Annotated in this window: 15 protein-coding genes and 2 pseudogenes; 7 read left to right on the forward strand and 10 right to left on the reverse strand. The window is 71.8% G+C overall.

The window, feature by feature from the left end:
• Nucleotides 1-168: 168 nt before the first annotated feature.
• Nucleotides 169-3,462, forward strand: a complete 3,294-nt coding sequence (locus ABZT93_RS04520) for a S8 family serine peptidase (protein WP_356098789.1) — start codon at nt 169-171, stop codon at nt 3,460-3,462.
• Between the two features lie 61 nt (nt 3,463-3,523).
• Here ABZT93_RS04520 and ABZT93_RS04525 read toward each other — a convergent pair whose 3' ends face one another.
• Both ABZT93_RS04525 and ABZT93_RS04530 read right to left on the reverse strand, forming a co-directional pair.
• Entirely contained in the window at nt 3,524-4,228 is a 705-nt protein-coding gene (locus tag ABZT93_RS04525; RefSeq protein WP_356098792.1) for a hypothetical protein, read from the reverse strand.
• Nucleotide 4,229: 1 nt separating this feature from the next.
• Entirely contained in the window at nt 4,230-4,754 is a 525-nt protein-coding gene (locus ABZT93_RS04530) for a sigma-70 family RNA polymerase sigma factor (protein ID WP_020136120.1), read from the reverse strand.
• 306 nt (nt 4,755-5,060) lie between these two features.
• Here ABZT93_RS04530 and ABZT93_RS04535 point away from each other — a divergent pair, with 306 nt between their 5' ends.
• Nucleotides 5,061-6,077, forward strand: coding sequence for an aspartate-semialdehyde dehydrogenase (locus ABZT93_RS04535; RefSeq protein ID WP_356098796.1), 1,017 nt, complete (start codon nt 5,061-5,063; stop codon nt 6,075-6,077).
• On the opposite strand, the pseudogene ABZT93_RS04540 reads toward ABZT93_RS04535, so the two are convergent.
• Nucleotides 6,074-6,169 (reverse strand): annotated as a pseudogene (locus tag ABZT93_RS04540) (DUF1203 domain-containing protein); the annotation flags it as partial. The gene ABZT93_RS04535 and the pseudogene ABZT93_RS04540 overlap by 4 nt on opposite strands.
• 256 nt (nt 6,170-6,425) lie before the next feature.
• On the opposite strand from ABZT93_RS04540, the gene pepN reads away from it, so the two are divergent.
• The gene (pepN, locus tag ABZT93_RS04545) at nt 6,426-9,002 is read left to right on the forward strand and encodes an aminopeptidase N (RefSeq protein WP_356098799.1); all 2,577 of its coding nucleotides are present in this window, start codon (nt 6,426-6,428) and stop codon (nt 9,000-9,002) included.
• 25 nt (nt 9,003-9,027) lie between these two features.
• On the opposite strand, the gene ABZT93_RS04550 is transcribed toward pepN, so the two are convergent.
• Entirely contained in the window at nt 9,028-10,281 is a 1,254-nt protein-coding gene (locus tag ABZT93_RS04550; protein ID WP_356098802.1) for a M14 family zinc carboxypeptidase, read from the reverse strand.
• A gap of 318 nt (nt 10,282-10,599) precedes the next feature.
• Here ABZT93_RS04550 and ABZT93_RS04555 point away from each other — a divergent pair, with 318 nt between their 5' ends.
• A complete protein-coding gene (locus ABZT93_RS04555) occupies nt 10,600-11,742 on the forward strand; it encodes a ThiF family adenylyltransferase (RefSeq protein ID WP_356098805.1) in 1,143 nt (380 codons plus the stop codon).
• On the forward strand, nt 11,739-12,926 hold the full coding sequence (locus ABZT93_RS04560) for a hypothetical protein (RefSeq protein WP_356098808.1): 1,188 nt from the start codon (nt 11,739-11,741) through the stop codon (nt 12,924-12,926). Before ABZT93_RS04555 ends, ABZT93_RS04560 begins: the two co-directional genes overlap by 4 nt.
• Here the strand turns inward: ABZT93_RS04560 and ABZT93_RS04565 are convergent.
• The 3 genes from ABZT93_RS04565 to ABZT93_RS04575 all read right to left on the reverse strand — a co-directional run bounded on the left by ABZT93_RS04565 (nt 12,895) and on the right by ABZT93_RS04575 (nt 16,086).
• A complete protein-coding gene (locus ABZT93_RS04565) occupies nt 12,895-13,653 on the reverse strand; it encodes an SDR family oxidoreductase (protein WP_356098811.1) in 759 nt (252 codons plus the stop codon). The genes ABZT93_RS04560 and ABZT93_RS04565 overlap by 32 nt on opposite strands.
• A 91-nt stretch (nt 13,654-13,744) precedes the next feature.
• Complete coding sequence (locus ABZT93_RS04570) at nt 13,745-15,112, reverse strand: sigma-70 family RNA polymerase sigma factor (RefSeq protein WP_356098814.1); 1,368 nt, start codon at nt 15,110-15,112, stop codon at nt 13,745-13,747.
• A gap of 41 nt (nt 15,113-15,153) precedes the next feature.
• Nucleotides 15,154-16,086, reverse strand: a complete 933-nt coding sequence (locus ABZT93_RS04575; RefSeq protein WP_356098816.1) for an EamA family transporter — start codon at nt 16,084-16,086, stop codon at nt 15,154-15,156.
• 147 nt (nt 16,087-16,233) lie between these two features.
• Here ABZT93_RS04575 and ABZT93_RS04580 point away from each other — a divergent pair, with 147 nt between their 5' ends.
• Entirely contained in the window at nt 16,234-16,740 is a 507-nt protein-coding gene (locus ABZT93_RS04580; RefSeq protein ID WP_356098819.1) for a MarR family transcriptional regulator, read from the forward strand.
• 34 nt (nt 16,741-16,774) lie between these two features.
• Nucleotides 16,775-17,008, forward strand: a pseudogene (locus ABZT93_RS04585) (TetR/AcrR family transcriptional regulator); the annotation flags it as partial.
• Between the two features lie 57 nt (nt 17,009-17,065).
• Here the strand turns inward: ABZT93_RS04585 and ABZT93_RS04590 are convergent.
• The 3 genes from ABZT93_RS04590 to ABZT93_RS04600 all read right to left on the reverse strand — a co-directional run bounded on the left by ABZT93_RS04590 (nt 17,066) and on the right by ABZT93_RS04600 (nt 19,714).
• Entirely contained in the window at nt 17,066-17,362 is a 297-nt protein-coding gene (locus ABZT93_RS04590; RefSeq protein WP_020116443.1) for a hypothetical protein, read from the reverse strand.
• An 81-nt stretch (nt 17,363-17,443) separates the two neighbouring features.
• Nucleotides 17,444-19,498: a 4-alpha-glucanotransferase gene (malQ, locus tag ABZT93_RS04595; RefSeq protein ID WP_356098822.1), complete on the reverse strand. Its 2,055-nt coding sequence runs from the start codon at nt 19,496-19,498 to the stop codon at nt 17,444-17,446.
• A complete protein-coding gene (locus ABZT93_RS04600) occupies nt 19,499-19,714 on the reverse strand; it encodes a hypothetical protein (RefSeq protein WP_356098825.1) in 216 nt (71 codons plus the stop codon).
• Nucleotides 19,715-19,847: the final 133 nt, after the last annotated feature.

Consider the following 19,847-nt stretch of genomic DNA (forward strand, 5'->3'; position numbering starts at 1 on the left):
TCGCGGGTTTTCCCCATACACCCATATCGATTCGGTCAACTCTCCCTAAACATGCATCCCATGCGTAAAGCTGTGCGGTCATCCGGGGTCTTCTTCCGGATCACCGTGGCCAGGTCCGATCGGATCCGGTCACACACCCGCTCGTTCCTTTACCTACAAGGGATGCCGATGACCCTCACCCCCCAGCACGCTCCGATATCGGGCGCGAGACGTGTGGCGCGCATAGCGGCGGCCGCGGGACTGGTCGCCGCGCTCTCCGCGGCGGGGCCGATACCCATGGCCTTCTCCGCCGAGGCTGGCACCACCCCCGCGGCGTCGGACCCGGGCCTGAAGTCCGCCGACGAGAAGCTCGGTTCGGACGACGCCGACGCGCTCGCCGAGGCCAAGGCCGACGGCGCCAAGAACATCACGCTGATGGTCGCCACCGCCCCCGGGAAGACCGAGCAGGTCGCCGAGGAGCTGGACGCGGTCAAGGGCGGACTGGTGGGCCTCACGTACGACAAGCTCGGTTACGTCCGGGCCACCGTCCCCACCGCGAAGGCGGACTCGGCCATCGCCGCCGCCGCGAAGCTCTCCTCGGTGCACGGCATCGACGTCAAGCAGGACATCCCGCTGGACGACCCGACGCCGAGCGCCGACACCGCCAAGGGCGCCGCGCACCAGGCCGCGAAGACCTACCCCGCGCCGAGCGCGAAGACCCCCGCCGAGAACCCGTACAACCCGTCCTTCGAGACGGGCGCCGTCGACTTCGTGAAGGAGCACCCGAAGGCGGACGGCCGCGGGGTCACCATCGGCATCCTGGACTCGGGTGTGGACCTCGGCCACCCGGCCCTGCAGAAGACCACCACCGGTGAGCGCAAGATCGTCGACTGGGTGACGGCGACCGACCCGGTCTCCGACGGCGACGCCACCTGGCGGCGAATGAACAACGCCGTCAGCGGCCCGACCTTCACCATCGCGGGCGCCACCTGGAAGGCCCCGGCGGGCTCCTACCAGTTCAACCTGTTCCGCGAGTCGGCCACCACCGGCGGTGACGCCAAGGGCGACGCCAACCGCGACGGCGACACCACCGACGTCTGGGGCGTCCTCTACGACGCGGCCGCCGGAACCGTCCGGGTCGACCTGAACAACAACAACGACTTCTCCGACGACACCCCGATGAAGCCGTACAAGGACGGCTACCAGGTGGGTTACTTCGGCACCGACGACCCGTCGACCGACGTCGCCGAGCGCCAGCCGTTCGTCGTCGAGATCCGCAAGGACGTCGTCTACGACGCCGCGGGCAGCAAGGCCGACTACGTCAACATCGGCGTCATCGAGTCCGAGCACGGCACCCACGTCGCCGGTATCACCGCCGCCAACGGCCTGTTCGGCGGTCGGATGAACGGCGCGGCCCCGGGCGCGAAGATCGTCTCCTCCCGTGCCTGCACCTGGACCGGCGGCTGCACCAACGTGGCGCTGACCGAGGGCATGATCGACCTCGTCGTCAACCGCGGGGTCGACATCGTCAACATGTCGATCGGCGGCCTGCCGGCGCTGAACGACGGCAACAACGCGCGCGCCGAGCTCTACACGCGCCTCATCGACACCTACGGCGTCCAGCTGGTGATCTCCGCGGGCAACTCCGGCCCCGGCGCGAACACCATCGGCGACCCGGGCCTGGCCGACAAGGTCATCTCCGTCGGCGCGGCCATCTCCAAGGAGACCTGGGCCGCCAACTACGGCTCGGCCGTGGAGAAGAAGTACGCGATGATGCCGTTCTCCTCGCGCGGTCCGCGTGAGGACGGCGGCTTCACGCCGACCCTGTCCGCCCCGGGTGCGGCCATCAACACCACGCAGACCTGGCTGCCGGGCTCCCCGGTCGCCGAGTCGGGCTACACGCTGCCGGCCGGCTACTCGATGCTCCAGGGCACCTCGATGGCCTCCCCGCAGGCCGCGGGCGCCTCGGCGCTGCTCATCTCGGCCGCCAAGCAGAAGCACATCGCGCTGACGCCGGCCACCCTGCGCACCGCCCTGACCTCGACCGCCGAGCACATCAAGGGTGTGCAGGCGTACGAGGAGGGCGCGGGCCTCATCGACATCGTGGACGCCTGGGACGCCATCAAGGACGGCGCCACCGCGCACGACTACACGGTCAAGGCGCCCGTCGACACCGCGATCGACCAGCTCCTGAAGACCCCGGGCTTCGGCACCGGTCTCTACGACCGCGAGGGCGGCCTGAAGGCCGGCCAGAAGAAGACGTACGACGTCACCATCACCCGTACGTCCGGCGCGGACAAGGCGCTCCGCCACGACCTGTACTTCGAGAACAACGCGGGTCACACCTTCCGGATCCTCGGCAAGGACGACATCAGCCTCCCGCTGAACCAGCCGGTGACCGTCAAGGTCCAGGCCCAGCCGAAGTCCGCCGGTCTCAAGAGCGCGATCCTCGTCGTCGACGACCCGAAGACCGAGGGCCTCGACCAGCAGATCCTGACCACGGTCGTCGTCTCGACGCCGGTGAAGTACACCTACACCGCGTCGAACACCGTGCAGCGCAACAGCACCCAGTCGTACTTCGTGACCGTGCCCGCGGGCGCCAAGTCGCTGGAGGTCGCGATCGGCGGGCTCAAGGACAAGAGCCAGACCCGCTTCATCGCCATCCACCCCTACGGCGTCCCGGTCGACAACACCGGCACCCCGTACTGCTACAACAACTACCTCGACGGCAACGGCTGCAAGCCCGACGCCCGCTCCTACGCCGACCCGCAGGCCGGTGTCTGGGAGATCGAGGTCGAGTCGCGCCGCACCTCGCCGCTGCTCGACAACCCGTACAAGCTTGACGTCGCCGTCTACGGCGCGGTCTTCGACCCGGAGACCGTGACCGTCCCCGAGGCCAAGGTCGGCACCCCGGCCACCGCCTCCTGGAAGGTGACCAACACCCTCGCCGCGATCGACGGCAAGCCGGCCGGCGGTCCGCTCGGCTCGTCCAAGACGACCCGCCCGACCATCGCCGAGGGCGCCACCCAGACCACCACGGTCGAGGTCCCCGCGGGCGCCAAGTCGCTGGACGTCGCCATCGGCAACGTCTCCGACGTCTCCGCCGACCTGGACCTCACGGTCTACAACGCGGCCGGCACCGTGGTCGGCACGTCCGCCGACGGTGACTCGGAGGAGGCCGTCTCGGTCGCCTCGCCCGCCGCCGGCACGTACACCATCGAGGTCGTCGGCTACTCGGTCCCGGCCGGTTCCACGGCGTACGACTACCAGGACGTGTTCTTCTCCAGCACCCTGGGCACCGTCACCGTCTCCGACGCCCCGGTGAAGCTCGCCACGGGCGCCTCGACGACCGTCTCCGGCAGCGTCACCGCCCTGGCGCCCGCCCCGGAGGGCCGTGAGTTCTTCGGCCAGGTCAGCCTCGTCAACGCGCGCGGCACGGTCGCGGGCGTCGGCAACGTGAAGATCGAGAAGGTCACGCCGTAACACTTCTCCGTACGGCGACAAGGGGCGGGCGTCCAATGGGCGCCCGCCCTTTCTCGTGCCCTCAGCAGCCGAGCCCCCGCGAGGCCGGGAGCGAGGCGGTGATCCAGGCCCGCTCCCGGGCGATGTCCTGCGCACCGACGGCCCAGTGGTCGGGGGCGGGCGAGCCCTCGGTCACGCCGAACAGGACACGGGTGCCCTTGGTGAGGGGTCCGGGGAGGTCGTACTCGCTCACCGTGTACGTGAGGTGCCCGACGCCCCGGGCCGGCTTGAACCAGTGGCTCACCCGCACGCTGACCTGGAGTTCTCCGGTGGCCGGGAGCTCCTTGACCGCGGTGACCTCGCCCTCGGCGACCGTGGTGGCGCAGGCCAGGTAGGCCGGGCTGCCGAAGCGGACGCCGGCTTCCGCCTTGGAGGCTCCCGAATCGGCGGAGCTGAGGTTGTCCGCACCCTCGTGTCCCACGAGCCAGCCGAGGCCCGTGACCACACTGGCCACGGCGGCCACCGCGAGGGTGCCGAAGGCCAGGACGCGGGCGCGGCGGCGGGCCGGGGAAGGCCGTGGCCGGGGAGCGGGCTTCGCTGCGGTCGGCGCTTCGGCGAGCCTCTCGCCGAGGATCCCGAGCTGCTCCCTCAGGAGCCCGATGTCAACCTCTGCCGCACGGTACTCAGCCAGGAACGCGGTGTCCGCGCGGGCCTCGGCGCCGAGTTCCTCGCCGGTGATCGCGGCCATGAGCGCGTCGCTGTCGTACGTCTCGTTCTCGGCGCTCATGTCACACCACCTCGTCCTCGTGCAGGCGGGCGCGCAGGGCCCGCACCGCCGTGTGCAGGCGGCTTTTGACCGTGCCCTCCGGGACGCCCAGCTCGTGGGCGATCGAGCGCACCGGCAGGTCGGCGAAGAACCGCAGCACGAGGACCTGGCGCTGCTGGTCGGGCAGCTCGTCCAGGCCCTGGGCGACGGCCAGGGAGAGCACGCTGGTGTCCTCCCCCGAGGGGTGCTCGTGCTGGCGCAGCGAGGCCAGCCGCTCCCCCAGCCGCTCCTGGCGCTTCTTGGCCCGGTGCCAGTCCATGGCGAGGTTGGAGGCGACGACGGCGGCCCACGCGGACACGTCCCGTGGCGCCTCGTACCCCTTCGCCGCCCGCTCCAGCAACCGCAGGCGGACCTGCTGCACCCCGTCCGGCAGGTCCGCCTGCGGCACCCCGCCCAGGGCGAGCACGGCCCGCACCCGGCGTTCCTGCGCCGCGTCCAGGGGGTCGTCCCCCTGGGTTCGGCGGGCGATTCTGCGCAGCACCGACACCCCTCCCCTCGCCGCGTTTCTCCTACGACGCCGGTGGGGCGAAAAACGTTCGACGGGGCCCGGGGAAAATTCTGCGAGGTGTACGTCACACCGGCCGCTCCGCGCCGCACGGCTTGCGGCGCGGAGCCGCGGGAGGACGAATTTCTCCAGCTCAGTGGGGGTGCGACGCGAGTTCCACAACTGGTGATCGCGATGCCCGCGTCCCAGCCCGCGGGCATGGGGCACAAAGAATTGGACAGGCTGACCCGGGTCGGCCGCATGATGGAAAAGCCGCAGACACATCCAGGACATGCAGAGGGAGTCACCGTGAGGGTCGGAATCGTCGGAGCCACCGGACAGGTCGGCACGGTCATGCGCGGGATCCTCAAGGAGCGGAACTTCCCGGTCACGGAGCTGCGCCTGTTCGCCTCCGCGCGCTCGGCGGGCTCGGTCCTGGACGGCGTGACGGTGGAGGACGCGGCGACGGCCGACTACACCGGCCTGGACATCGTGCTGTTCTCGGCGGGCGGTGCGACCTCGAAGGCGCTGGCCGAGAAGGTCGCCTCGCAGGGCGCGGTCGTGATCGACAACTCCTCCGCCTGGCGCAAGGACCCCGAGGTCCCCCTGGTCGTCTCCGAGGTGAACCCGCACGCGATCGCGGACCGCCCCAAGGGGATCATCGCCAACCCGAACTGCACCACCATGGCCGCGATGCCGGTCCTGAAGGTACTGGACGCGGAAGCCGGCCTCCTGACGCTGATCGCCACCACCTACCAGGCAGTGTCCGGCTCGGGCCTCGCGGGCGTGGCGGAGCTGCACGGCCAGGTGCAGAAGGTCGCCGCCGACGCGGACAAGCTCACCCACGACGGCTCGGCGGTCGACTTCCCCGAGCCGCAGGTCTACAAGCGGCCCATCGCCTTCAACGTCCTGCCCTTCGCGGGCAACCTCGTCGACGACGGCCTGAACGAGACCGACGAGGAGCAGAAGCTCCGCAACGAGTCCCGCAAGATCCTGGAGCTCCCCGAGCTGAAGGTCTCCGGCACCTGTGTGCGCGTCCCGGTCTTCTCCGGGCACTCCCTCCAGGTCAACGCCCGCTTCGCCCGCCCGATCTCCCCGGAGCGCGCGACGGAGCTCCTGGCGGGCGCTCCCGGCGTGACTCTCTCGGACATCCCGACCCCGCTCCAGGCCGCCGGCCAGGACGCCTCCTTCGTCGGCCGCATCCGCCGCGACGAGACGGTCGACAACGGCCTGGCCCTGTTCATCTCCAACGACAACCTCCGCAAGGGTGCCGCGCTGAACGCGGTCCAGATCGCGGAGCTGGTGGCGGCCGAGCTGAAGGGCTAGATCGAGCGCCCGCGCACCTCGTAGAGGAAACAGCCGTACTCGACGGCCCGGACATGGACGAGCGCCACGGACGGGTCGTCGAACGCGTTTCTGAAGGGGTCGTCGTCGAGCTTCTCGACCAGAAGACCGGGCCCTGTTCGTCGTACGGCCCGGGACAGAGGGTTTCGCCCCCGCCGCCCCTGGCCGTCCCGCTTCCAGGGGGCTCCGCCCCTTCGACCTCGTTGCGGCCCTTCGGGCCGTTGGAACGTCCGCCCCCCGAATCCGCAGGGTAATCCCCCGATCCGTCGGAGACAGTTCGTGGAAGGATGACCGAACCGCCGAACCCACACATAACGAGGAGATGACCGCGTGCCTGGCACAAACCTGACTCGCGAAGAAGCTCAGCAGCGGGCGAAGCTGCTCAGCGTCGAGTCCTACGAGATCGATCTCGACCTCTCCGGCGCGCAGGAGGGCGGTACCTACCGGTCCGTGACCACGGTGCGCTTCGACGTGGCCGAGAACGGAGCGGAGTCCTTCATCGACCTCGTCGCTCCCACCGTTCACGAGGTCACGCTGAACGGGGACCCGCTCGACCCGGCGGAGGTCTTCCAGGACTCCCGGATCGCGCTGCCCGGCCTGCTGGAGGGCCGCAACATCCTGCGGGTCGTCGCCGACGCCGCGTACACCAACACCGGTGAGGGCCTGCACCGCTTCGTCGACCCGGTCGACGAGCAGGCGTACCTGTACACGCAGTTCGAGGTGCCGGACGCCCGCCGTGTCTTCGCCTCCTTCGAGCAGCCGGACCTGAAGGCCACCTTCCAGTTCACCGTGAAGGCGCCGACCGGCTGGACGGTCATCTCCAACTCCCCGACCCCGGAGCCGAAGGACGACGTCTGGGTCTTCGAGCCGACCCCGCGGATCTCGTCGTACATCACGGCCCTGATCGTCGGCCCGTACCACTCCGTGCACAGCGTGTACGAGAAGGACGGCCAGTCGGTGCCGCTGGGCATCTACTGCCGCCCCTCGCTCGCCGAACACCTCGACTCGGACGCCATCTTCGAGGTCACCCGGCAGGGCTTCGACTGGTTCCAGGAGAAGTTCGACTACGCGTACCCGTTCAAGAAGTACGACCAGCTGTTCGTGCCCGAGTTCAACGCGGGCGCGATGGAGAACGCGGGTGCCGTCACCATCCGCGACCAGTACGTCTTCCGGTCCAAGGTGACGGACGCCGCGTACGAGATGCGCGCCGAGACCATCCTGCACGAGCTGGCCCACATGTGGTTCGGCGACCTGGTCACCATGGAGTGGTGGAACGACCTGTGGCTGAACGAGTCGTTCGCCACCTACACCTCCATCGCCTGCCAGGCGTACGCCCCGGACAGCCGGTGGCCGCACTCCTGGACCACGTTCGCCAACTCCATGAAGACGTGGGCGTACCGCCAGGACCAGCTGCCGTCCACGCACCCGATCATGGCGGAGATCCGCGACCTGGACGACGTGCTGGTCAACTTCGACGGCATCACGTACGCCAAGGGCGCCTCCGTCCTCAAGCAGCTCGTCGCCTACGTCGGCATGGACGAGTTCTTCGGCGGTGTGCAGGCGTACTTCAAGCGCCACGCGTACGGCAACACCCGCCTGTCCGACCTGCTGGGCGCGCTGGAGGAGACCTCCGGGCGCGACCTGGGCACCTGGTCGCAGAAGTGGCTGCAGACGGCCGGCATCAACATCCTTCGCCCGGAGATCGAGACGGACGCGAACGGTGTCATCACCTCCTTCGCGATCCGCCAGGAGGCCCCGGCGCTGCCCGCCGGCGCGAAGGGCGAGCCGACCCTGCGTCCGCACCGCATCGCGGTCGGCCTGTACGAACTCGACGACGACAGCGGCAAGCTGGTCCGTGACGAGCGTGTCGAGCTGGACGTGGACGGTGAGCTGACGGCCGTACCGCAGCTGGTCGGCAAGCGCCGTCCGGCGGTCGTGCTCCTCAACGACGACGACCTGTCGTACGCCAAGGTCCGCCTCGACGAGCAGTCGCTGGCCTTCGTCACCGAGCATCTCGGCGACTTCGAGTCGTCCCTGCCGCGCGCGCTGTGCTGGGCGTCGGCGTGGGACATGACGAGGGACGCGGAGCTCGCGACCCGCGACTACCTCTCGCTGGTGCTGTCCGGTATCGGCAAGGAGTCCGACATCGGTGTCGTGCAGTCGCTGCACCGGCAGGTGAAGCTGGCGATCGAGCTGTACGCCGCTCCCAGCGCCCGCGAGGCACTGCTGACCCGCTGGACCGACGCCACGCTGGCCCACCTGAGGTCCGCGGCGGCGGGCAGCGACCACCAGCTGGCCTGGGCGCGGGCGTTCGCGGCGACGGCCCGTACACCGGAGCAGCTGGACCTCCTGGAGGGGCTGCTCGACGGGTCCCAGGTCGTCGAGGGCCTGGCCGTCGACACGGAGCTGCGCTGGGCGTTCGTGCAGCGGCTGGCCTCCGTGGGCCGCTACGACGAGTCGGAGATCGCCGCCGAGTACGAGCGGGACAAGACCGCCGCGGGTGAGCGCCACGCGGCGACCGCCCGTGCCTCGCGGCCGACCGAGGAGGCGAAGGCGGAGGCCTGGGCGCAGGTCGTCGAGTCCGACAAGCTGCCCAACGCGGTCCAGGAGGCCGTCATCGGCGGCTTCGTCCAGACCGACCAGCGGGAGCTGCTCGCGCCGTACACGGGCAAGTACTTCGAGGTGGTCAAGGACATCTGGGAGTCCCGTTCGCACGAGATCGCCCAGCAGATCGCGGTCGGTCTCTACCCGTCGCTCCAGGTCTCCCAGGAGACGCTGGACCGGACGGACGCCTGGCTGGCCTCGGCGGAGCCGAACGCGGCCCTGCGCCGGCTCGTCTCCGAGTCCCGGGCGGGCGTGGAGCGCGCGCTGAAGGCCCAGGCGGCGGACGCGCAGGCGGCCCAGTAGGACGGCGGGAGGCGGGTGGCCCCGGTCATCCGCCTCCCCCGCACACCAGCCGGGCCGTGTTCAGCATCGTCCGCACATGCAGCCCTGTCTGCACGGCCACCGGCACCCACCGCAGGTCGTACGTCTTCTCCAGCTCCTGGCTCCACTCGCGCACCAGGTCGTCGAGGATCTCGACGGTCCGGGGGTCGGTGCGGGCCAGGGCGCGGCTCGCCATCGCCGCCACCCTGAGCGGGATACGGCGTGCGGAGATCCCCCGGGTCGCGAAGTGGCCCTGGAATCCGCCGGGTTCCTCCGCGGCCCAGCTCGCCACGATCGACGGCGCCACGTCGAGGAGTTCGCGCGCGGCGTCCCGCAGCGGCGCGAGCTCCTCCGGTACGGCCAGGTCATCGAGCCGTGTCCCGAGGACGGCCGCGAGTTCCCGGGTCCGCCCCAGCAGCACCTCCCCCAGCCGCGCGGCCGCACGGTCCGGGTCGGTGACGGGCCGGGCGTCGCTCACCGAGGGCACCGCCCAGGCGGGGGTCTCGATCAGGGTGGTCACGGTGCCGTGGCGGCGCGGGTGGAACCAGGTGCTCTCGGCGACGTAACCGCTCGGGTCGCGTTCGTCCGTGCCGTGGCCGTCGGGCAACACCAGGACACCGGGCGGGTCGAGCCGCCAGTCGGGACCGTCGACGGGGTCCCGGTCGACGGGGACGCGCAGGCGAGCCGCGGTCTCCCGGAAGGCGTCCGCGGCGCCGGGCACCTCCCGTGTCATCATCACGAAGGCACCGCCGAACTCGATGCCGTGCAGGGTGAACTGGGCGACGGGCCGCAGCTCGTCGAGGAGCCGGACGAGCGCGGCCGACTCGGGGAGCGGCTTCCCGGGAGGCGCGGGCAGGGACTCCGGCTGACGGGCGAACGCGGGCCGGTAGAAGTGCCGATGACACTCCGTCAGCGACGGCTCGGGCTGTTCCGGCTGCCAGCCGTGCGCGAGGTGTGCCCCGTCGGGGTCGAGGCAGAGCAGGAAGTGCCAGGTGCAGCCGAGGGGTTCGAGGAGGCCTGGCCGGCGGCCGAACAGGGCGGCGAGCCGCAACGCCGAGGCCCCGCCCACCGGTTCGTTGGCGTGGGCTCCGGCGACGGCGAGGATGTGGCGGTCGCCGTGTCCGGCGGACAGCAGCCACAGCGGGCGCCCGGCCCGGCTCCGTCCGACCTGGTCCAGCCGCAGCAGGCCGGGGGCGGCGCGGACCAGCGTGCGGGCCCTTCGCTCCAGTTCGTCGACTGCCGGATAGAGCGAAGTCCGCACGCCGGTCCTCCCCGCACGCTGGTGATCCGATCAAGCACCCTGGGAATTACTGTCCCCAGTGGTCTCTTTCTTGTCCAGCGGGCGAATCACGATCTTGACCGGCATGTGAGCTCCTCTCAGCTGCCGCCGTTGCCGCCGCTGTCCCCCGTGGTCTCCTTCTTGTCCAAGGGGCGGATCACGATCTTCATCGGCATCGCAACTCCTCGTCTCCGTACGGGATTTGACCTTTCCGAAGCGATCGCTGACCGCTCTTGTCAAGGCTGTGCCGCGAGAGTCAGAGTGTCAAGAAGGTGTACATGTAAAGGAGAGGGGTCCCTGGTGGCGGATGCGACGGCGGTGACGGTCGAGGCGTTCGGGCGGCCCCGGATCAAGCCCGAGCACCGCGCCTACCGCACGGTCGACGGCAACGTCCGCGTGGGCAGCGTGATCCACGGCATCGGCGCGGAGATCGCGGACCCGCAGGGCTGGGTGTGGACGCTCGTCGAGACCATGGACGGGACGCGGGGACCGTCGGAGGTGGTCGCCGAGGTCCTGCGCGCGCACCCGGAGTTGTCCGGCGAGGACGCCCGCGAGGCGATGGCGGACCTGCTGGCCGCCGGTTTCGTGGACGACGCGGATGTCTCGGCCCCGTTGCCACTCCGCGAACAGGACCGCTACAGCCGCGGTGTGCCCCTCCTGCGCTGGATGGACCTCGCCCCCCGCAGCAGCCCCTGGGACGCCCAACTCCGCCTGCGCGAGGCCCGGGTCCTCCTGATCGGAGTCGGCGGCACCGGCGGCCACGCGGCCCAGGCCCTCGTCGCCTCCGGCGTGGGCCACGTCCACTGCGTCGACCCGGACGTGGTCGAACTCTCCAACCTCAACCGCCAGCCCCTGTACCGCGAGTCCGATCTCGGCCGGCCGAAGGTGGAGGCGGCGGTGGCGACCTTGCGGGCACTCAACTCGGACGTGACGGTGACCGGGGAACGCAAGGAGGTACGCGGGCCGCAGGACCTCGCTCGACTGGTGTCCTCCGCCCGCTCCCCGTACGACCTCCTCGTCCTCGCCGCCGACCGCCCCGACGAGCTTCGCCGCTGGACCAACCGGGCCTGTCTGGCGGCCGGACTGCCGTGGGTGGACGCCGGATACCGGGGGCCTCTCGTGACCGCCGGGGTGTACGTGCCCGGTCAGGGGGCCTGCTGGGAATGTCTGCGGGACGGCGAGATCGCCCGGCGGGACCTGCGGCTCGGGCCTGGGCAGGACCCGGAGAGCGCCTCGCCGCGGATGCCGTGGAACCCGGCGAGTGCCGTCACCGCCGGACTCTCCGGAGCACTGCTCGCGCATGCCGCCGTGGCCCTGCTGACCGGGGTCCCCGCGCTGGAGCCGGGCTTCCGCTTCGGCGTGAACCTCATGCTCCCCGGCGACCCCGTCGACCAGCGCACCCCCCGCCACCTGGACTGCCCGGCGTGCGGGGAGCGTGCGTGAACCGGGTACGGCTGCACGCGCTGGACTCCCGCCCCGACGGCGACGAGTGGATCGTGGGCCGCAGGGCGACCGGCCGTTTCGTCGCCCTGCCCGAGGTGGGCAAGCAGGCCCTCGATCTGCTCGACCAGGGGCTGACCCCGGCCGAGGTCGGCGAGCGGCTCCGCACCCGCACCGGCGACGACATCGACGTACCGGACTTCGTGGAGGCCCTGCTGGGACTCGGGTTCGTGGCCGAGGTCGACGGCCGCGCGATCGACCAGGAGCCGCCTCCGGCACCGACGTTGGCGTGGATAGGGCCCCGTCATGTGCGCTGGCTGCTGAGTCCCGTCGCCCCCGTGGCGGTCGCCCTGCTGATCGCGGTCACCCTGCTCACTCGCCCTCCGGTGCCACTCGACTACCGCACCCTGCTGTGGAGTTCGCACGGCAGCGCGGTCATCGCCCTCGGCGCGGGCGTCGGCTGGAGCCTGCTGCTGCTCCACGAGTGCGCCCATCTGCTGACCGCCCGTGCGACCGGCGTGGCGGGACGGATGCGGCTCGGCACCCGGCTGCAGTTCCTGGTGATGCAGACGGACATCAGCGGCATCGAACTCGCCCCGCGCAGGCACCGGTTGACCGCCTACCTCGCCGGCATCGCGAGCAACCTGACGGCCGCGTCCCTGGCCGCCCTCGCCACCGGCGCCACGACCGGCATCCCCCGCCGCGTCCTCGCCGCCGTGGCCCTGCTCGCTCTGCTCCCCCTCCCCTTCCAGCTCATGGTCTTCATGCGCACGGACCTGTACTTCGTCCTCCAGGACCTCACCCGCTGCCGCGACCTGTTCGGAGACGGGGTGGCGTACACGAGGTACCGGGCCCGGCGGCTGCTGCGACGCCGAAGCCGTCGTACCGACGAGCCGGACCCCAGCCTGGGACTGCCCGCGCACGAACGGCGGGCCGTACGCGGGTACAGCGTGGTGCTGGTCGTCGGCACCACGCTGTGTCTCGCGTTCTTCGCCGCCGTCACCCTGCCCGCGGACCTCACCCTGTTCGCCCGCGCCGTGCGCAAGTCGGTTGTGGGGCCGTCGACTTGGGACCGGCTGGACGGGCTCGCCGTCGTCGTCACGCTCGGCGGCCTGCACGCCCTGTGGCTGCGCACCTGGTGGCGGGGCCGTCGGCTCAGACGGACACCATCCCGCCCGTCACGTTGACGAAGGTGCCGGTGATGCCGCCCGCGTGGTCGGAGGCGAGGAACACCGCGGTGGCGGCGACCTCGGCGAGGGTGGGGTTGCGGCGGGTCATGCGCATCCCGGCGAGCTGGTCGATGATGCCCTGCACGGCGCTCTCGTCGATGGCCGGATTGACGGCAGCGAGCTTCTCGACGGAGAACGTCTCGGGCACCCCGGCCACCCACAGCCCCACCGCTCGCACCCCGCGCGGCCCCAGCTCGATCGCCAGGTTGCGCACGAGCGTGTCGATCGCCCCGTCCGCGGGACCGGTGCCGCCCATCATCGGACTGCCGTGCGCGGAACCGCTGTTGAGGGCGAGGATGACACCGGAACCGCGCGCGGCCATACGGCGTCCGGCGGCGCGGGCGGTGAGGAAGTTGGCGCGCAGACCGTCGGTGACCGGCCGCAGGAAGTCCTCGGCGGGCATGTCGACCAGCGGCGCTCCCTGCACATCGCCGCGCGTGACGAGGTTGATGGAGATGTCGATGTCCCCGACCTGCTCCGCGTGCGCCTCCACGGCCGCCTCGTCCAGCGCGTCCACGACGGCGACCTCGGCGTCCTTGATGTCTGCGGCCACCGCCTCCAGGGTCTTTCGACCACGGCCGACAAGGTGCACCCTCGCGCCCTGCTCGGCGAAGGCACGGGCGACGGCCCCGCCGATGGAACCGCCGGCGCCGTAGACGATCGCGGTCTTGTCGGTGAGCAGCATGGTGACTCCTTGGAAGTGGTTCGTACGTGACATCCATGCAGACGTACGACATCGCCGACGCTCATCGGCCATCTCCCTGCTCACCGGCCGGTCACAGCCGCAGGGGCAGCCCGAACGCGGGGAAGAGGTGCGGCTCGAAGGAGGTGATCTCCGCGATGCGGTCGCCGTGGCCCTGGTCGGCGAAGCGCAGCACGTCCAGGACCTGGGCCCGGTGGACGCCGGTCCCGGGCCGGCGGACGTAGTGCGCCGTCGCGAGCTGGCCGTTGGCCCGGGTGGGCAGGCTGCGCCAGTGTCCGAAGAACATCGGGGAGGCGGGATCGAGGCTGACCCGCACGAAGTCGATGACGGCGTCCCGGCCGACGAACCAGTACGGGTTCGGCGGCATGGTGAGGGTCACGTCCTCGGTGAGCAGCGCGGCCATCGCCTCGAAGTCGAGGCGTCCGACGGCGGCCATGTACCGGTCCAGTACGGCCTGTTGGTCCTCCGTGGGCACGGTGGCCCGCCAGTCCGAGCGTTCCCGGGGCAGGTGTGCGCGCAGGGCCGGCCGGGCCCGCTGGAGTGCGCTGTTGACGGAGGCCACGCTGGTCTCCAGGGCCTCGGCGGTCTCGGCGGCGGTCAGCCCGAGGGCGTCGCGCAGGACCAGTGCGGCCCGTTGGCGCGGGGGCAGGTGCTGGATCGCGGCCAGGAGGACGAGCTCCAGGGTCTCGCGCGAGACCGCGGCGGACTCGGGCTGCTCGTGCTCCTCGGTCAGGGGCATCTCGTCGTCGGGGTAGGGCTGCAACCAGGTGATGCGGGCCGGCGGCTCCCCCTCGCCGTGGTTCATCCCCGGCACCGGTTCGTACCGTTGCGGGCGGCGCGCGGTCCGCCGCAGCAGATCGAGACAGGCGTTGGTGGCGATCCGGTACAGCCAGGTCCGCGCGCTCGCCCGCCCCTGAAACCCGTCCCGCGCCCGCCAGGCCCGCAGGAAGGTCTCCTGCACGAGGTCCTCGGCCTCGTCGTACGACCCCGTCATGCGGTAGCAGTGCACCTGGATCTCACGGCGGTACTGCTCGGTGAGGGCGGCGAAGTCGGTCTCGCTGAGGTGGGCGGCCGGGGCGGCGTCGGTGAGGTGCGTGACGAGGGCGGCATCGGTGGGTTGCGTAACGGGGGCGGCTGTTACGGAATCCCCGGCGTCCTGGGTGGTGTCGCGTACCGTGCGGGCCACCCGCTTCAACTGTGCGACGGATTCCGAGAGTTCGGTGACCGTCGAGTAGAGGGTGTCCGCGGGCCGCGGCGCCAGCAGGCCCGCCTGCCGCCCGATGTCGTCGATGAGCCCCTGCACGGTGAGGCCCTGGGGCTGCCGGCGTTGCCGGTAGGCCTTCTGCCGGCAGGCGTGGGAGCAGTAGAGGGAACCGCGACCGGTGCGACCGGCTCGCGCGGGGAGGCGCTCCCCGCACACCGGACAGGTGCCTGCGTCCACTGGTGCCTCCGGGAGTTGCGTAACGCGGGGACGGGGTGACGTTACAACGCCCTCGGCACGCCCCGCAGCGCCTCCGGTGCCCCGTTCCCTCCAGCGGGACCGAACGTTCGGCCGACGGTGGGCTGCCGTACCCCCAGCTGCCCGGCCACCGTCGCCCCGAAGGCCAGCGTCATGCCCGCCAGCTGCAGCGGCGTCAGCGTCTGCCCCAGTGCCGCCCAGCCGACGACCGCCGCGGTGAGCGGGGACAGCGGGCCCAGGAAGGTGACCTGGGTGGCGGTGAGACGGCCGATGCCGCGGAACCAGAGCCAGTACGCGATCGCCGTGTTCGCCAGCGCGAGGTAGACGTAGCCGCCGACCGCACGGCCGTCGAGCGCGGGCGGGGCGCCCTCGACGAGGAGGGCGAGCGGCGCGATGAGCAGGCCGCCGGCGGTGAGCTGCCAGGCGGTGAGGGCGAGCGGGCCCACACCGTCGGGGCGGCCCCAGCGCTTGGTCAGCACGGTCCCGGCTGACATGGAGGCGGTGGAGGCGAAGGCCGCCGTCACCCCGAGGACGTCGAGGGCGCCGGCCGCCTTGAGCACCACCAGGCTGACGCCGAACGCGGCCACGAGTCCGGTGAGCACACTGCGGGTGGTGGGCCGCTGCCCCAGCAGCGCGGCCGACAGCCCCACGACGATCAGCGGCCCGACCGACCCGACCACCGCGGCCATCCCGCCCGGCAGCCGGTACGCCGACAGGAACAGCAACGGGAAGAAGGCGCCGATGTTCAACGCCCCGAGCACCGCCGCCTTCCCCCACCACACACCGCGCGGCAGCACCCGGGCCAGGGCGAGCAGCACGAGCCCCGCGGGCAGCGCCCGCATCATGCCGGTGAACAGGGGCCGGTCGGCGGGGAGCAACTCGGTGGTGACGGCATAGGTGGTGCCCCAGGAGACGGGGGCGAGGGCGGTGAGGAGGATGGTGGCGGTGCGGTTCATGGCGAGCCCTTCGGTCTCATGACCTTGCTTAGCTTGGCAGAAAGTAGCTTACCCCTAAGCTACTTTCTCGCAAGCCGCTTTACTGCAAGCCACTTTTCCGCAAGCCACTTTCTTGCGGGCAACCCTGCGTCCACGGATACTCGGCACATGAGTGCACGCAAGGACGCCGTCGACGCGATCATCGACCAGTGGGCGGCCGTGCGGCCCGACCTCGACACCCGGGCCATGGAGGTCTTCGGGCGGATCTACCGCCTCTCCCGCACCATGGGCGACCGCGTCGAGAAGGTGTACGCCCCCTACGGCATCTCCCGTGGCGAGTTCGACGTGCTCGCCACCCTGCGCCGCGCCGGAGAGCCGTACACCCTCTCCCCCCGCCTGCTCTCCTCGACGCTGATGCTCACCACGGGCGGCATGACGGGCCGCCTCGACAAACTGGAACGCGCCGCCCTCGTCCGCCGCTCCCCCGACCCCCACGACCGCCGAGGCCTCCAAGTGACCCTGACGGAGAAGGGGCTGGCGGTCATCGACGAGGCGGTAGCAGCGGGCCTGGCCGCCCAGACGCAGGCCCTGTCCCCCCTGGACGACGAACAGGCCGGCCAATTGGCCGACCTGTTGCGGAAGTTGCTCGCGGGCACCCAGGAGTCAGAGCACTGACGGCCCCACCCGGCTCACCGGCCGGGCGGGGGCGGAGCGGATGCAGGGCATCTTCCGGGAGCGGGTGATGCCGGTGGCCCTGCGGGTTGTCCGGGGCCCGGAGCAGGTCCCCGCCCGGGCCGCCACGCAGCTGTTGCGGCTCGCGCCGCCCCGGTACGTCCTGCGGTTCCCGCCGACCGCGACGCGGGCGCGCGAGGAGATGGTGGCGTGGCCGGCCCCCACGGTGCATCGGCACATCACCGCGCCGAGCCCCCGAGAGGGCCGCTGAGAACGCGCGAGGGCGCCGGCCCCGGAAAGGCGGGTTCAGCGCCCCGGAAAGGCGGGCTCAGGCCTTGGAGCCGGCCTTGGCCTCGGCCTCGGCGGGCTTGGTCCTGATGTTGCGGCTGGTCACCCGGTGCTCTTCCTTGGACTTGTCCAGGACCATCACCAGGCCGGCGATGACCCCGAACAGCACGAGCGGGGCCACGACGAAGAGACCCAGCGTCTCGATGACGCTCAGGCCCGTGCCGGGGTCGTCGCCGTCGTCGCGGGTCAGCGCGGAGGCCGGGGACGACATGAGCAGCATCATCAGCGTCGTACCGGCCACCAGGGCGCCGGCGCGCAGGGCGTTCTTCTTGTCCACGGAGTCAAAGTATCCAACGGCGGTTCGGGCCGCGCGCCCGGGGTGCCGTATGAGGCGCCCCGGCCGCACGAGCGGCGCCCCCTACGGCGCCCGCAGCACCTCCACCAAGGCGTGCAGCCGGGCCGACCCCGCCAGGTCCTCCAGCGTCATCACCCGCCCCTCCCCGTCCGCGATCGGCAACCGCCAGTTCGGGTACTGGTCCCACGTCCCCGGCAGGTTCTGCGGCCGCCGGTCGCCCACCGCGTCCGGCAGCCAGACCCCGACCATGCGGGCCGGGGTGTGCAGCAGATACCGGTGGACGGCCTGGATCTGCGCCTCCTCCGAGGAAGGATCGGCGCCGCCGCCCGTGCCGTGCAGCAGACCGAGCCGGGCCAGCAGCTCCAGCCACTCCCCCGTGTCCGCGGCGGCCTCCGCGCGTTCCTCCTCCAGCGGCCGGGTCAGCAGGCCGAGGCTGTCCCGCAGTTCGACATGCTCGCCGGTGAGGCGTGAGGCCGTGGGTGGCAGGTCGTGCGTGGTCGCCGTCGCCAGACAGTCCGCGCGCCACGCCTCGGGCGGCAGCGGGCGCCCGCCGCCCTCCCAGTCCCGCTCGAACCACAGCACGGACGTGCCGAGCACCCCGCGCTCGCGCAGCGTCTCCCGCACACCGGGTTCGACCGTGCCGAGGTCCTCGCCGATCACCACCGTCCCGGCCCGCGAGGCCTCCAGGACGAGCACGGCGAGCATCGCCTCCGCGTCGTAGCGGACGTACGTGCCCTGCGTCGGGGGCTGCCCCTGCGGGACCCACCACAGCCGGAACAGGCCCATGACGTGGTCGATGCGCAGCGCGCCTGCGTACCGGAAGAGAGCCCGCAGCAGCTGCCGGTACGGCGCGTACCCGGACTCCGCCAGCCGGTCCGGGCGCCATGGCGGCAGCCCCCAGTCCTGGCCGCGGGCGTTGAAGGCGTCCGGGGGCGCCCCCACGGACATCCCGGCCGCGAAGTACGCCTGCTGGGCCCACGCGTCCGCGCCCTCGGGATGCACGCCCACCGCGAGGTCGTGGACGATGCCCAGCGGCATCCCCGCCTCCCGCGCGGTGCGCTGGGCCGCACCGAGCTGGCTCTCGGTGAGCCAGGCGAGGCGGCAGTAGAAGTCGACGCGGTCCATCAGCTCGCCGCGCGCGCGGGCGGTTTCAGCGGATCGCGGATCGCGGAGGCCGACGGGCCAGCCGCGCCAGTCCGAGCCGTGCACCTCGGCCAGCGCGCACCAGGTCGCGTGGTCCTCCAGCGCCTGGCCGCCCTCGGCGAGATAGTCGGCGTAGGCGGCGCGGCGGCCGGGCCCGAGGGGGACCTCGCGGACGAGTTCGAGCGCCTCCCGCTTCAGCTCCCACACCGCGTCGCGGTCGATCAGCGCGCCCTTCTCCAGCACGGACCCGCGCAACCGCTCGGCCCGCTCGCACAGGGTCCGCAGCCGGTCGGGGTCCGCGACCTGGGTGTACTCGGGGATGTCCTCGATCCGCAGGTGCACCGGGTCGGGGAAGCGGCGCGAGGACGGCCGGTAGGGGGACGGGTCGGTGGGTGCGCCGGGCACGGCCGCGTGCAGCGGGTTGACCTGGACGAAGCCGGCGCCCAGGGCGCGCCCCGCCCAGGAGGTCAGTTCGGCGAGGTCGCCGAGGTCGCCCATGCCCCAGGAGCGGTGCGAGAGCAGGGAGTAGAGCTGGACGAGGAGTCCGTACGACCGCCCCGGCGGCGCGGGCAGCCGCGGCGGGGCCACGATCAGGTGGGCCTCGCCGGTGCGGCCGTCGGGGGCGGTGGCGGTCAACCGATGCACACCGGGCGGAAGTTGGTCGGCGGTGGCGCGCGTCTCGCCCTGTTCGGTGGCGATGCGCAGCCGGGTGCCCTCGGGCAGGTCGGCGACGAAGGCGGGCGGGCTGCCGCTCCAGCACACCACCGTCGGCGGCAGCAGGCGCGCGCGCAGTTCGCGTTCCCGGGCCGCGAGCGCGGCGGCCGGGTCGTCCGCGTCGACACCGAGGGCGGCCAGGGCCAGGGTGACAGCGGTTGCGGAGGCGGCGACCGTACGGTCCGGGGAGGGCTGGTAGGAGGTGGCTACGCCGTAGGACTCGGCGAGCCGGGACAGCTCCGGACCGGGGGGCGCCACCATCTACGGCTCCAGGTAAGCGTCGGACTCGCTGGTCAGGGGGGCGGCGTCGGCGAGCGGCGGCTCGCTGGTGAGGGGCTGCTCGGCGTCGGGCAGGGGTGGTTCGCTGGTGAGCGGGATCTCGGTGCAGGCGCCCTCGGCGCTGAAGACACAGAAGTGCTCAGCGGGCGCCTCGGGTTTGGACAGGGCCGGGAGCAGAAGGGGTGCCGATGCGGCCACGGGGGCCTCCTTGTCGAGTACGACTACGGGGGTTACCGCAGCCCTACCCACAGGACGCGAGGACAGACGTAACGGAGGGGAGAACGTGCTCTTCGTCATGTTCCGGGGATCCGTCGCTCCCGTCCACCGAACG

This window comes from Streptomyces sp. NPDC005303 (assembly GCF_040607335.1).
Taxonomy (GTDB): domain Bacteria; phylum Actinomycetota; class Actinomycetes; order Streptomycetales; family Streptomycetaceae; genus Streptomyces.